Here is a 13,445-nt window from a genome sequence, read left to right as displayed (position 1 = left end):
TATTTTGAGAAAATGACTTGACAAAGAATGATATTTGAATATAATTCATAAGTACAGAAGTGAATTGGGGTGGTTATCATTAAATATTCAGTCCATGTTGAACAGAAAACGGTTGATGAACATTTGTTCATAGAAGATCATGAAGCTGTTGTCGTATCGGGTGATTCTTACCACAGAGTTATCTACAAAGAAAAAGACGGTGTTGATGTGGTTCTCGACATTAGTCCAAATGAAGTATCTTTGAAAAGATATGGTGAATGGTTGACCCATGGTTTGTTTTCAAGTAACAACAAAAGTTATTTATCTGTGAATAATGAGCTAGGTACATTAAACATTGATATAGCATTAATGGATTTGAAGTATGATAAACAATCACTACTGTTGAAGTACAATATAGAAGATGAAGAAGGTATAGTATCTGAACATGAATATATTTGTCGATGGAACCGGAGGGATGAATAATGTCATCAAAATCACTTAGTGATATAGCTTATGATAGACTAAAGCAAAAAGACGAAGAAGTATTATTCAATGAATTATGGAATGAAGTGAGTAGTGCAGCGAAATTTCCTGAAAATGTAGCAAAAAGAAAAGTTGCATCATTTTACAATGCAATTATGTTAGATTCTCGATTTATATCATTAGAGGGAAATAAATGGGATTTACGCGAACGTCATGCAGAGATCACATTAACAATTGATCCTGATTTGCTTGAAGATTACGATGATTATGAAGAAGATTATGAGGATGAAGAATAAAGTTCATTTTAATATTGAAGATTATCATCTTGTTTGTTAGAATAAAAAAGGGCACAAGCTTCCGTTGAGGAAGCTTTTATTTTTTGTCTTGGTGAAGGAGATGTTTATGACTAAATATATATTTGTGACAGGCGGAGTCGTGTCGGGGATTGGTAAGGGTATTATCGCAGCGTCAGTTGGGAGATTACTAAAAAACCGCGGTTTAACTGTCTTTATGCAAAAGTTTGACCCATATATTAATGTTAATCCAGGTAAAATGTCTCCATATCAACATGGAGAAGTTTTTGTTACAAAAGATGGAGCAGAAACTGACCTAGATTTAGGACACTATGAGCGTTTCATAGATGTTGAGTTAACTCAGAATGCCAGTATGTCTGCTGGTCGTGTTTATCAAAATGTTATAGAAAATGAAAGACAAGGTAAATATGAAGGTGCAACAATTCAAGTTATTCCTCATATTACGGATGAAATTAAGAATAAAGTCTATGCTGCTGCGGAAGAATCTGAGGCGGATATTGTCATCACAGAGATTGGTGGAACAGTTGGTGATATTGAATCATTACCATTTGTTGAGGCTGTGAGACAAGTTCATGGGGAACAAAATACAGAAGATGTCATATTTATTCATACAACATTAATTCCTAAAGTACCAGCAAGTAATGAGTATAAAACAAAGCCAACACAACATAGTTTTAAAGAGTTAATGTCACAGGGAGTTAAGGCTAATATCATTGTAACTCGTTGTGATGAACCGTTAGAAGAAGACATGAAAAAGAAAATAGCAATGTTTTGTGATGTCAATGAACAGGCGATTATTGAGTCTAGAAATGTTGAAAATTTGTATGATTTACCGTTGTTGTTTCAAGAGCAAGGCTTGGATGACTATATCTTAAAGAAATTTAAGCTTGATCATTTACCTAAGGCTGATATGACGGATTGGAAGGCTATGATTGATCGTACAAATAATCTTACAAACAAAGTGAAAATTGCTTTGGTTGGGAAGTATGTTCAGTTGCATGATGCTTATTTATCAACGTATGAAGCGATGTTGCATGCGGGGTTTGATTTAAGTACTGAAATTGATTTGGAGTGGATTAATTCAGAAGATGTGACGGATGACAATGCAGGTGAAATATTTAAGGACGTGGATGGCATCATTGTTCCAGGAGGTTTTGGTCAACGGGGTATTGAAGGTAAAATTGTTGCCTCAAAATTTGCGAGAGAGAATAATCTTCCTTTCTTTGGTATTTCTCTTGGTATGCAAGTTGCGGCTATTGATTTTGCAAGAAATGTTTGTGGTTTAGAGAAAGCCAACTCAATTGAGATGAATCCTGGAACACCGCATCCCATTATAGTGCCTACAGCAGGTATTCTTGATCCGGGTGATAGTTTAAGACTTGGGAATCATCCGTGTCAGCTAAAACAAGGTACAATGGCTTCTGAGCTTTATAAAGAGTCTGTTGTATTTGAACGTCATCGTCATCGTTATGAATTTAATAATAAATATCGTGAAATATTAGAAGAGAAAGGATTGTCATTCAGTGGTGTAACACCTGATGGGCAAATCGTAGAAATAATTGAATTAGAAGACAATGATTTCTACGTTGGATGTCAGTTCCATCCTGAATTTAAATCAAGACCGAATCGTTCTCATCCATTATTCTACGGATTTATTAAAGCATCTTTGCATTTTTCTCAAAAAAGAGTAAAATAGTAGTGTAAAGAAAACAAGGAGGATTAACTAATTATGGCATTAGTTTCAGCAAAAGGAATTTTAGAAACAGCACGTGATGGACATTATGCTGTTCCAGCAATTAATATTAACAACTTGGAGTGGTCAAAAGCAGTTCTTGAAACAGCTCAAGAATTAAATTCACCAATCTTATTAGCAGTATCAGAAGGTGCTGGTAAATACATGGGTGGATACAAAACAATCGTAGGAATGGTAAATGGTTTAATTGAAGAATTAAATATTACAGTTCCAGTGGCTCTACACTTAGACCACGGTAGCTTCGAAGGAGCAAAAGAATGTATCGCAGCTGGTTTCACATCAGTTATGTATGATGGATCAGCATTACCATTTGACGAAAACTTAGCACAAACAAAAGAAATCGTTCGCTTAGCACATGAGCAAGGCGTTTCAGTTGAAGCAGAAGTTGGTTCAATTGGTGGAGAAGAAGATGGAATTGTTGGTACAGGTGAATTAGCAGATCCAGCAGAATGTAAAACAATCGCTGATACAGGAATTGACTTCTTGGCAGCAGGTATTGGTAACATCCACGGTAAATACCCAGAAAACTGGGCTGGCTTAAGCTTTGAAACATTAGAAGCAATTAAAGCAGCAACAGGAAATATTCCATTGGTATTACACGGTGGTTCAGGAATCCCTGAAGACCAAATCAAAAAAGCAATCGATTTAGGAGTTGCGAAAATCAACGTTAACACAGAATGTCAATTAGTGTTCGCTGAAGCAACACGTAAATATATCGAAGCAGGCAAAGACTTAGAAGGTAAAGGATTTGACCCACGTAAATTATTAGCACCAGGAGCAACAGCAATCAAAGAAGCTGTTAGAGAAAAAATCGAAGTATTCGGTAGTGCAAATAAAGCGTAAATTTAAAAACTAAGGCTGTTGGTTGCATCATGCAATCAACAGTTTTTTTATTGAAAGGATAAAACATGTATAGTTTAGTCGAAGCAAAAGATAGAGTTGTGGAATTAGGATGTAAAAAAGTTGAGAAAAAAGCTTTAACGAAATTAGCGTTAAGTTTTTCTGCTGGCGCCATGATTTCTCTTGGATACATTGCCTACATCAAAGCGGTAGCAACCTTAGGAAGTGGTGTTGGGACGTTAGTTGGTGCATCATTATTTCCCATAGGCTTACTTGTGATTTTATTAGCAGGTGGTGAATTAATTACAGGAAATATGATGGTGGTTGGAACCAGTCTTCTGAATAACAAAGTAACCGTCAAAGAAACCTTGATAAATTGGTTACATATTTCACTAGGAAATGCATTGGGAGCTGTTTTTATTGTTTGGGTTGCGATTACTTTAGGGATGTTTGATGGGATCGAAACTGTCTTACACACAATTTCACAAACAAAAGTAAACGGAAGTGCCTTACAATTTTTTGTCTCAGGGATGATGTGTAATTGGTTTGTTGGCTTGTCAGTTTGGTTAAATGTTGCTTTAAAAGAAGGTACTGCAAAAATAATTGGAATATGGTTTCCCGTCATGATCTTCGTCTATTTAGGCTTTCAACACAGCGTTGCGAATGCTTTTTTATTGACTGCAGATTTCTTTGTTAACGGTTTATCCTGGGGATTAATTGCTCCCAATTTACTCTTTGCTTACTTAGGAAATATAGCCGGAGCACTTATATTTGTGTCTTTGATTTATACAATTGCTGCAAAGGATTAAAAAGTTATGCTTTAGCTTACTTATATTGTATAATTAATTGAGTGAAGGAGTTGTTTGTATGAAAGAAGTAATAAAAATTGAGGGAGGACACCGACTAAATGGTGAGGTGTCAATTAGTGGTGCTAAAAATGCCACAGTAGCTTTAATTCCTGCTGCAATTTTGGCAGAAAATAGTGAAGTTGATATATATGGAGTTCCAAACATTTCAGATGTTGAATCACTCTCAGTTCTACTAAAAGAATTAAATGTATCAGTTACTTCTCCAAGCTCAGATCATTTTCAAATCGATACAAGTAATATGAAAAATATAGATTTAGACCATGAAGCAGTGACCAAGTTAAGAGCATCGTACTATTTTATGGGGTCATTACTAGGTAAATATAAATATGTAAAAATGCAAATGCCTGGCGGTTGTTATTTAGGTCCACGTCCTTTTGATTTACATTTAAAAGGATTTGAAGCACTTGGGGCAGAAGTAAATTACGAAGCAGGTTATTATGAAATTAAGGCTGATCGATTAATTGGCTCAAAAATTTATCTTGATTTCCAATCTGTTGGTGCAACAATCAATATTATGCTTGCTGCAGTTTTAGCAGAAGGTAAAACGATGATTGAGAATGCGGCAAAAGAACCAGAAATTATTGATGTTGCTAACTTTTTAAATAATATGGGTGCAAATATTCGTGGGGCAGGAACTAGTGTTATCACAATTGAGGGTGTTGAAAGCTTAACAGGTCATCCTCATGAGATTATTCCTGATCGAATTGAAGCGGGAACCTATTTAATCATGGCGGTTGCGATGGCAGATGACGTTACGATTAAAAATATTATTCCTCAACATATTGAATCATTAATTTCGAAGTTAATTGAAATGGGTGCGAACATTGAAGTAGGTATGGATTATGCTCGTATTCGTCGTTCAGATGATCTAGAAGCAATTGATATCACGACTCAAACCTATCCAGGTTTTGCAACTGACCTCCAACAACCTCTAACGAGTTTACTTGTTAAGGCAAAAGGAAGTTCAAATATCAAGGAAACAATTTATGCAGAACGTTTTAAACATTGTGAAGAATTACAACGAATGGGTGCTGACATAACCATCCTTCCATCACAAGCAATCATCAATGGGCCAAAGTCTTTATACGGATCAAAAGTAGAAGCAACAGATCTTCGTGGTGGTGCAAGTATGGTAATTGCTGGACTTATGGCAGATGGAATTACAGAAATCCATGAAGTTTACCACATTGATCGTGGGTACCATAATATCGATGAAAAATTAGAAGCATTGGGTGCTAAAATGTGGAGAGAAACGATTGAGTAAAAATTATAAACTAATTATATTTGATATGGATGGCGTTATCATTGATAGTGAAATGAATTATTTAGCTGAGATAGAACTGTATCTCAATAAAAATCATCCCAATCATACGATTAAAAAAGAAGATTTATACTGTTTAGTTGGTGTATCATGGGACGAACATTACCGGACGTTAGCTGGTTTAATGGGTGAAAACATTGACCCAATTGAACTAAGACAATCATTCGATGAATTTGAAGAAAGTATTCATCGTGATTATAAACAATGGATTTTTCCTGATGTCTTATCAACGCTTGATAGAATAAGCTCAAGTCACTATACCATAGCGCTTGGTTCTAATTCATCAACAGAAACAGTTCATAAAGTATTAGATACATTAGATATAAAACACAAATTTAAACATGCACTCAGTGGGGATCAATTTTCAAAAGGAAAACCATCTCCTGAGATGTATAACTATATTATTTCTGACCTCGGCTTTAAGCCAGAAGAAACACTCATTATAGAAGATTCTCCGTCAGGAATTCATGCAGGTAAAGCAGCTAACGCAGATGTAGTTGCCATTTATGATCAATATTTCAAAATGGATCAAAGCAAGGCAAATTATGTTGTTCAAGATTTTAAACAACTTGAAAAATTACTAAAGATTTAACGACTAAGACTATTCTCATGAATAGTCTTTTTTGATTTTTAAACGTTTAAAGTCGATATTATCACAAAACCTTCAAATTATCACACCATTGATAATTTGAAGGTTTTGTGATAATATCAATGTGAGGTGATAGTATGAATAGTGCTTTAGACTTACTAGATCGCTACTGTTTTACCTATGAAATTGAGATCAAAGAGATGAGTGATCTTCCTGCAATTTTTAAAAAAAAATACAACTATATTTTTCTTCGGTTCAATGAGACAGAAGAAGTCGTTTTAATGGATAGAACAAGAGATTTTTCAATTGAAAGTTTTGTTAAAGATAGTTTAATAGTATCTCAAAAATTAAATATAAGAACTGTTCTTTCATTTGATAAATTATCTGAGAAAGATATTAAACGATTAATTCAAAGTAATATTTCTTTTATTGCGCACAATGCCATTTCTTTAAGATTTTTGGGAGTTATAATAAATGATATATCCCAACCAAAAATGTTAAGGGATTTTTATAACCATAATCAACAACAAATTTTAATTTCTATGTTGTTGAGTAGTAAAGAAAAATTCAGTGCAAAAGATATCCAAGATAAAACTGAGATATCGATTGCTACAGTATATAGAGTACTTCGATATTTTACTGAGGCTGGTTACATAGAGTCTGTTCACGGAAGCTATTTTTTAAAACTGAGTAGAGCAGAGATTTATGAAGATGCAAAAAAGTATTTCATAATACCGATAGAGAAAAGGGTGGTTATTCCCCCCCAAGATCTAGCTATTCTAAATAATGAAAATTTAGTTGTATTTGAATCAAACTTGGATGCAGTCAGTCATTATACAATGTTGTCATCAACTCAATCAGATTACGGTGTTATTATGAGTGACTTGTCGAATCAATTATCAGATAGTAATTTAAAGAAAAGTCCTGAAAAAGAATTCATATCAAAACTATTAGAAAAAGAAGAGTTTTTATATGCTAAAATTGATGATATTAATTTAGAACTTTGGAAATATAATCCAATCTTATTAAATAATAAAGTGGATCCAATAAGTTTAAGGTTGATTCTAGAAAATAGTGATAATGATCCTCGAATAGAGGAAGCAATTATTGATCTTGATGAGTACATTAGTCTTCTATTAAATAATGAGGAAGCGAGAGTAAAATTTAATAATGTATAAAATTTATGAATCATTCAGTAAAAAATTTAAATATTTTTCAGATTGTTTTTGTATAATTGGTGGAACAGCAAGTGCAATCGTATTAAGTCGTGAAGGCTTGGATATCAGAATAACAAAAGATTATGACATTGTAATTTATGAAGAAGCACGAAACAAAGAATTCTATGATACTTTCATTGAGTTTTTACATGAAGGAAAATACGTCATGGATGAACGACGAGAGAATGAAAATCTTTATCGATTTAAAACTAAAGATAAACTTTATCCTCCAATGATTGAATTACTATGTAAGAAACCTGATTTTGCGAATCAGTGGATGGGTCCTATAAGATCTTTAAGTTTTAGTAATGAGGATAGTCTATCCGCAATAATGCTTGATGATGAGTATTATCAATTTATTATTAATAATACTGAAATTGTGCAAGGAATACCTATTTTGAATAAATCAGGACTATTGATTTTGAAAGCAAAGGCTTGGTATAACTTAAGTCTTGCAAAAGAAAATAATGATGGGGTGACGAGTACTGAAGTATCTAAACATATTAAAGACATAGCTCGACTTGTACAATTGTTCAATGACGAAGATTCAATTGAACTTAATAGATCGATTAAAAATGATATGCTGGTGTTTCTAGAATTACTAAAGAGTAATCTAAATGCAATACCAGAGAGTAGGGATTATTTTTATACTCGTGAAGAAGTATTTGCGATGTTGAATAATTTAATAATAAAATAAAAAAAGATTAAAAGTTTAAGTACCAGGACTATTCATAAGAATAGTCTTTTTTTCTAAAAATACATAAGTGAAAAACATAGTATCACTTATCCTTTAAATTATCATGATAACGACAAATTAAAGGATTTATGATAATAGATATTCGATACAAAAATGAATGCGATTACATTATTTAATCAAAAACCATTGACTTATAAAAAGATAAGGCGTAAGATATAAGTGTAAGACGTCATATGACGTTATAGGAGGAGTGAATGATGGATTTGAATTCAGTAGTGGAAAAAGTTTTAGAGAAATCAGACACAAGACTTGAAACAATATATCTTGTAGCTTGTGGAGGATCTCTTGTCGATATGTATACTTCTGATTATTTTATTAATACAGAAGCAAAGGAATTGGTGGCTGGATTATATACAGCCAATGAGTTTAATCATGTAGTTCCCAAGAAACTTAATGAAAACTCATTAGTTATTATTTGTTCACATGGTGGTAACACACCAGAATCAGTGGAGGCAGCAAACGTTGCAAGACGTCACAATGCTCAATCGATTGGTTTAACATACAATGAAGAGTCGATGTTATTTGAGACAGTTGATCATAAAATTCTTTATGAGTGGGGTGAGGATACAAGTGTTGAAAATAACCCAATGGCAATTATCTTGAACATTGTTGTTGAAATCTTACATCGTCAAGAAGGATATGCACATTACGAAGCATTTAAACAAGGAATGCATCAAATTGATGACATTGTAAAGAATGCTCAAGATCAAATTCAAGAAAGAACGGATCAGTTTGCCGATACTTATGGAAAAGAAGAAATGTTCTATATTCTAGGTAGTGGCGCATCATATGGTCATGCATACGGATTCTCGATTTGCTCTTTAATGGAAATGCAATGGTTACATGCATCAGCAATTCATAGCGGAGAGTACTTCCATGGTCCGTTTGAAGCAACTGACCACAGCACACCTTACATTCTCTTAATGAGTGAAGGACCATCAAGACCTCTTGATGAACGAGTTCTTAAGTTTTTCAAAACATATGCTAAAAAATATGAAGTGGTGGATGCAAAAGAGCTTGGACTATCAATTATTGATGAAAACGTTTCAGATTACTTTAACCCAATTTTATTTTATAGTGTGTTAAGTGTTTATCGTTACAAACTATCCATTGTTAGAAATCATCCATTGGATACTCGCCGATACATGGGTAAAGTAGAATATTAATTAGGTAAACAGAAACAATTCTTGTTATAATTGGTAAAAGGAAAGAGGGACTAAAATGGCAGAATATTTACCAATGTACCTGACAATTGCTAAAGAAATTCAAGGTAAAATTGAAAATAAGGAATTTATAAGCAATTCCAAGTTACCAAGTGAACAAGAATTAATGGCACATTATGATGTCAGTAGAATTACAATTCGAAAGGCAATCAATGAGTTGGTACAAGGGCAATATGTAGATAAGATTCATGGTAAAGGAACATATGTAAAAAACATTTCAATCCAAAGAAAAATAACGCATTCAAGTGTTATTGGCTTTAGTAAATCAGTTGAAATGAACGGATACAAAAGTAAAAGTATCGTGACTCATCAAGAAGTAATCAGCAATAAAACAATTGCGAAATATCTTGGCTTAAGTGAAGACGCGGCCATACTATATATACAACGCATTCGATATGCCAATCAGGAACCAGTGATGATTGAAAATAACTATTACGACAATCAAAAATATAAAGATCTCGTCAATAAAGATTTAACAAAGTCTCTCTATACAGTCTTAGAGAATGATTATAATATCAAAGAGTTTTCTTCAATCAGCACAAGTTTGGAAATTAGTTTAGCAAGTACAGAGCAAGCAAATCAGTTAGGTTTGATCATTGGCTCACCATTGTTTCTAATGAAAACGTGCATCATCGATGAGAATAAAGAACCGATTCATTATGGTGAACAATACATCGTTGGAGATAAATATAAATTCGAGTTTTAGGAGGATGTAATGGACTATCAAATACTTCTAGCAAGTCATGGTAAATTAGCATCAGGTCTTTTAAGTTCTGTTGAAATAATCTTGGGAAAACAGGACTCAATCAGTGTAATCGATGCCTATACCACTGACAATTATGATCTAGAAAAAGAAATAACCTCCTTTTTCAATAAAAATCAGAAACCATGTGTGGTGGTTACAGATATATTAGGAGGAAGTGTACACACTAAACTCAAAGAATTAAAGGAAGAATATCAATATCATTTGCTAACAGGCATGAACCTTGCACTTGTCTTAAATTTAGCATTAAAGCTAGAAACGATGAGTATAGAAGATGCGCTGAGTGAATCATGTGAAGAAGCTAAACAGAGTATATGTATTGATACAGATGTAGCTTTGGAAATAGAGGATGAAGATTTTTAGAAAGGATTCATACTATGATAAAACTAGTGAGAGTGGATCATCGCTTATTACACGGACAAGTTGCCTTTTCGTGGTTAGGGTTTCTTGATGCAAATTGTGTACTGATTGCTAATGACGATGTACCCAATAATAATATTAGAAAGAACTCACTGAGAATGGCAAAACCAGCAAATGTAAAATTAGTGATGAAAACAGTCGAAGATGGCATTGATGCAATAAACAGTGTGTCACAGACAAATACAACCTAATGGTCGTTGTTGAAACAATTGAAGATGCACATAAATTATTAACAGGATTAAATCAAGATGACGTAAAAACACTCAATCTTGGTGGAACAAAACCAAACTCAGATAATAAAGCATACACTTCAACAATCTCTTTATCAGAACACGATGAAACATTACTCAATGATCTAAAAGAACAAGGGTTTGAGATAGAGATGCAACAGGTACCATCAGAAAAGATTACAAAATACTAACAAGATAAATGCATTATTAACATTATCTGTTTTAAGCGTGGGAAAAATAAATAAAACTGTAATACAAACGAAAGGAGTACATAACTCTAATAAGGGCTATGTGTAAAAACATATGATAATAGAAACAGTTTTGATTGCGCTAGTAGCGACAATTGGTTATGGAGAATACTTTTTAACAGGTAGAGGTCAGGTAAGTCGTCCAATTATAATGGGACCACTAACCGGACTCATCATGGGGGATTTAACAACTGGAATCATGATTGGAGCCAGTTTAGAATTAACATACATCGGAGTACAGGAAGTTGGAGCATCCATTCCACAAGATTTAGTATCAGCAGGAATCTTAGGAACAGCCTTCGCAATTTCAACAGGTAAAGGAATTTCAGCAGGACTAACATTTGGCTTGCCAATCTCAATGCTTGTTTTACTTGTACAAAATATGTTCTATATTTTTGTCTCACCACTTTACGTTGCGAAATGTGATCAATACGCAGCAGAAGGTGAATCAAAGAAATTAAGTAACATGGCATTTTGGGGAGGAACAATTGTTAACTTTGTCCCGTCGATTCTTATTGTTGCCTTATGTTATTATTTCGGAAACGAAGTTTCACAAAATATTGTTGAAGCAATTCCAATGTTTGTTCAAGACGGACTCGTCATTGCAAGTGGAATCTTGCCAGCATTTGGGTTTGCAATGCTATTACAAACAACAATGAAAAAGAAAACAATTCCATTCTTTATTTTAGGCTTCTTATTATCAGCCTACTTAGAACTACCAATTATTGGAATTTCATTATTTGGTTTAGTTATCGTCTTAGTCATGCAATTCTATGGTAAAACAAACGTGGAGGTAGATTTAGATGAAGAATTCTGATACAAAAAAAGTACTAAAGAAAACATTCTGGCGTACATTCACAATGGGAGCATCATGGGAATTTACAAAACAAATGGCAAGTGGATTTGCTTATGCAATGGTTCCTTCAATTGATGCAATCTATGGAGATAAAAAAGAAAAAAGTGAAGCGCTGCAAAGACACATGGAGTTCTTCAACATTACAAACGTATTTGCACCCTTAGTACTAGGGATCTCAATTGCAATGGAACAAAAAAACTCAGAAGATGAAAGCTTTGATACCAGCTTAATCAATAATATCAAAGTCAGTTTAATGGGTCCTTTATCAGCAATTGGTGACTCATTAATTATGTCAACATGGAGAATCATTGTTACAGGTATTGCCATTACATTTGCAGTCCAAGGAAATGTAATGGGACCAATTCTTTTCTTCTTACTATATAATGTTCCATGCACAATCTTACGTTATTATGGTCTATATTTCGGATACAACAAAGGTGTTGCATTCTTTGAAAAAGCCGACAAGAGTCATATCGTTAATGACATATCCGAGAAAGCATCAATCCTGGGAATGATTGTTATAGGCGCTATGACATCAAGTCTGGTTTATATCAACTCACCTGTGACATTTGGAATGGGTGATTCAGCAGTTGGATTAATCGATCTCGTGAACCAAATTGTTCCAAATCTTATCCCACTTCTTGTGACCTTGGGAGTCTATGGACTCTTACAAAAGAAATTCAAAATTGGTCATATTTTAGTTATTATTATTGGAGTTAGTATCTTAGGTAGTTACTTCAATATTTTGATTCCATAGTACTTAAAAACAACCTCTTTAATTTACTAGAGGTTATTTTTTTGAAAAAAACTAATTTGTGTAGTGGGTGAAAAAAATCATACAATAATATTTTGAGTTTTAAAAACTACGTATTTAATAAAGAGTGATAAGTTGACATTTTAATTAATGGCAGTTAGATTATAAGAAGAGAGGAACAGATAAATATTAAAAATGAAAGGTGAAAAAGATGAATAAAAAAATTAAATATATTTATGTCGCTGCAATTGCTTTTGTTTTGGTTTTAGTGACATATGTTTACGTACTATTAATCAAACAGTCATCCTTTGAAAGTAGTTTGAAGAATAATGTAGAGAATTATTACTCAACAACATATTACCCAACTGTCTCAAATGAGAAAAAAGAAGATGAAAAAATAGAATACTTAGGAATGATTTCATCAGTCGGATTAAAAATTGAATTTGAAAACTTAGAAAGAATAAAAGAAATAAATAAAGATAATTTAGTTACTGATTTTGTAAAGAATGATAAAAATAAGCAATGTGACTTTAAAAAATCATATGTTATATTGAGACCACAAGTACCTTTTGGTGAAAACGATGTTGAAGTAGAAATAAATTTAGAGTGTGAATAATAGCGATAAGAAAAACTATTTTACAATATATATTAATTATATCTAGAGTAATTTTTAATTACTCTTTTTTTATTTTAGATAAACTTGAGTCAAGTCCATAATCTTGTGTAAAATTCATTATGTCAGCAAGTGGATCTAACCAATCCACTTTTTTGTTGATTCAGTAAAACTAATATACTGTCTTGAACTCGATTGCCAATCTTCATGAATATC

General features: G+C 33.1%; 15 protein-coding genes and 1 pseudogene. All 16 read left to right on the top strand.

Going from position 1 to position 13,445, the window contains the following annotated elements; genetic code table 11:
- Window positions 1–69: 69 nt before the first annotated feature.
- On the top strand, window positions 70–462 hold the full coding sequence (locus GVV10_RS00080; RefSeq protein WP_159518266.1) for a DUF1934 family protein: 393 nt from the start codon (window positions 70–72) through the stop codon (window positions 460–462).
- Entirely contained in the window at window positions 462–758 is a 297-nt protein-coding gene (gene rpoE, locus GVV10_RS00075) for a DNA-directed RNA polymerase subunit delta (RefSeq protein ID WP_159518264.1), read from the top strand. The genes GVV10_RS00080 and rpoE overlap by 1 nt, the downstream gene beginning before the upstream one ends.
- Window positions 759–864: 106 nt before the next feature.
- Complete coding sequence (locus GVV10_RS00070) at window positions 865–2,472, top strand: CTP synthase (protein WP_159518262.1); 1,608 nt, start codon at window positions 865–867, stop codon at window positions 2,470–2,472.
- Window positions 2,473–2,505: 33 nt separating this feature from the next.
- Window positions 2,506–3,372, top strand: a complete 867-nt coding sequence (gene fba / locus GVV10_RS00065) for a class II fructose-1,6-bisphosphate aldolase (protein ID WP_159518260.1) — start codon at window positions 2,506–2,508, stop codon at window positions 3,370–3,372.
- Between the two features lie 65 nt (window positions 3,373–3,437).
- Complete coding sequence (locus tag GVV10_RS00060; protein WP_159518258.1) at window positions 3,438–4,178, top strand: formate/nitrite transporter family protein; 741 nt, start codon at window positions 3,438–3,440, stop codon at window positions 4,176–4,178.
- Between the two features lie 58 nt (window positions 4,179–4,236).
- Window positions 4,237–5,502, top strand: a complete 1,266-nt coding sequence (locus GVV10_RS00055) for a UDP-N-acetylglucosamine 1-carboxyvinyltransferase (RefSeq protein WP_159518256.1) — start codon at window positions 4,237–4,239, stop codon at window positions 5,500–5,502.
- Window positions 5,495–6,151, top strand: a complete 657-nt coding sequence (locus tag GVV10_RS00050) for an HAD family hydrolase (RefSeq protein ID WP_159518254.1) — start codon at window positions 5,495–5,497, stop codon at window positions 6,149–6,151. The genes GVV10_RS00055 and GVV10_RS00050 overlap by 8 nt, the downstream gene beginning before the upstream one ends.
- A gap of 134 nt (window positions 6,152–6,285) precedes the next feature.
- Window positions 6,286–7,326, top strand: coding sequence for a transcriptional repressor (locus GVV10_RS00045; protein WP_159518253.1), 1,041 nt, complete (start codon window positions 6,286–6,288; stop codon window positions 7,324–7,326).
- Window positions 7,319–8,062: a hypothetical protein gene (locus GVV10_RS00040; protein WP_159518251.1), complete on the top strand. Its 744-nt coding sequence runs from the start codon at window positions 7,319–7,321 to the stop codon at window positions 8,060–8,062. Before GVV10_RS00045 ends, GVV10_RS00040 begins: the two co-directional genes overlap by 8 nt.
- A 254-nt stretch (window positions 8,063–8,316) precedes the next feature.
- Entirely contained in the window at window positions 8,317–9,288 is a 972-nt protein-coding gene (locus GVV10_RS00035; protein WP_201289960.1) for an SIS domain-containing protein, read from the top strand.
- 55 nt (window positions 9,289–9,343) lie between these two features.
- The gene (locus GVV10_RS00030; RefSeq protein WP_159518249.1) at window positions 9,344–10,051 is read left to right on the top strand and encodes a GntR family transcriptional regulator; all 708 of its coding nucleotides are present in this window, start codon (window positions 9,344–9,346) and stop codon (window positions 10,049–10,051) included.
- A 9-nt stretch (window positions 10,052–10,060) separates the two neighbouring features.
- Window positions 10,061–10,471, top strand: coding sequence for a PTS sugar transporter subunit IIA (locus tag GVV10_RS00025; RefSeq protein ID WP_159518247.1), 411 nt, complete (start codon window positions 10,061–10,063; stop codon window positions 10,469–10,471).
- Window positions 10,472–10,485: 14 nt separating this feature from the next.
- Window positions 10,486–10,949: pseudogene (locus tag GVV10_RS09580) on the top strand (PTS sugar transporter subunit IIB).
- 112 nt (window positions 10,950–11,061) lie between these two features.
- Window positions 11,062–11,823: a PTS mannose/fructose/sorbose/N-acetylgalactosamine transporter subunit IIC gene (locus GVV10_RS00015; protein WP_159518245.1), complete on the top strand. Its 762-nt coding sequence runs from the start codon at window positions 11,062–11,064 to the stop codon at window positions 11,821–11,823.
- A complete protein-coding gene (locus GVV10_RS00010; RefSeq protein ID WP_159518243.1) occupies window positions 11,810–12,619 on the top strand; it encodes a PTS system mannose/fructose/sorbose family transporter subunit IID in 810 nt (269 codons plus the stop codon). Before GVV10_RS00015 ends, GVV10_RS00010 begins: the two co-directional genes overlap by 14 nt.
- 208 nt (window positions 12,620–12,827) lie before the next feature.
- Entirely contained in the window at window positions 12,828–13,232 is a 405-nt protein-coding gene (locus GVV10_RS00005; RefSeq protein WP_159518241.1) for a hypothetical protein, read from the top strand.
- The last annotated feature ends 213 nt before the right edge of the window (window positions 13,233–13,445 follow it).

The sequence above is a fragment of the Erysipelothrix urinaevulpis genome, from assembly GCF_009828835.1.
Taxonomy (GTDB): Bacteria; Bacillota_I; Bacilli_A; order Erysipelotrichales; family Erysipelotrichaceae; genus Erysipelothrix; species Erysipelothrix urinaevulpis.
Note: the sequence above shows the minus strand (reverse complement) of the source record. Positions and strands in the feature narration are given on the sequence as shown.

What these genes read in the sequence shown, in the direction of transcription:
- GVV10_RS00005 (WP_159518241.1), top strand. Translation starts at nt 12,828, where the DNA reads ATGAATAAAAAAATTAAATATATTTATGTCGCTGCAATTGCTTTTGTT.
- rpoE (WP_159518264.1), top strand. Translation starts at nt 462, where the DNA reads ATGTCATCAAAATCACTTAGTGATATAGCTTATGATAGACTAAAGCAA.
- GVV10_RS00040 (WP_159518251.1), top strand. Translation starts at nt 7,319, where the DNA reads ATGTATAAAATTTATGAATCATTCAGTAAAAAATTTAAATATTTTTCA.
- GVV10_RS00010 (WP_159518243.1), top strand. Translation starts at nt 11,810, where the DNA reads ATGAAGAATTCTGATACAAAAAAAGTACTAAAGAAAACATTCTGGCGT.
- GVV10_RS00055 (WP_159518256.1), top strand. Translation starts at nt 4,237, where the DNA reads ATGAAAGAAGTAATAAAAATTGAGGGAGGACACCGACTAAATGGTGAG.
- GVV10_RS00060 (WP_159518258.1), top strand. Translation starts at nt 3,438, where the DNA reads ATGTATAGTTTAGTCGAAGCAAAAGATAGAGTTGTGGAATTAGGATGT.
- GVV10_RS00045 (WP_159518253.1), top strand. Translation starts at nt 6,286, where the DNA reads ATGAATAGTGCTTTAGACTTACTAGATCGCTACTGTTTTACCTATGAA.
- GVV10_RS00035 (WP_201289960.1), top strand. Translation starts at nt 8,317, where the DNA reads ATGATGGATTTGAATTCAGTAGTGGAAAAAGTTTTAGAGAAATCAGAC.
- fba (WP_159518260.1), top strand. Translation starts at nt 2,506, where the DNA reads ATGGCATTAGTTTCAGCAAAAGGAATTTTAGAAACAGCACGTGATGGA.
- GVV10_RS00030 (WP_159518249.1), top strand. Translation starts at nt 9,344, where the DNA reads ATGGCAGAATATTTACCAATGTACCTGACAATTGCTAAAGAAATTCAA.
- GVV10_RS00070 (WP_159518262.1), top strand. Translation starts at nt 865, where the DNA reads ATGACTAAATATATATTTGTGACAGGCGGAGTCGTGTCGGGGATTGGT.
- GVV10_RS00025 (WP_159518247.1), top strand. Translation starts at nt 10,061, where the DNA reads ATGGACTATCAAATACTTCTAGCAAGTCATGGTAAATTAGCATCAGGT.
- GVV10_RS00015 (WP_159518245.1), top strand. Translation starts at nt 11,062, where the DNA reads ATGATAATAGAAACAGTTTTGATTGCGCTAGTAGCGACAATTGGTTAT.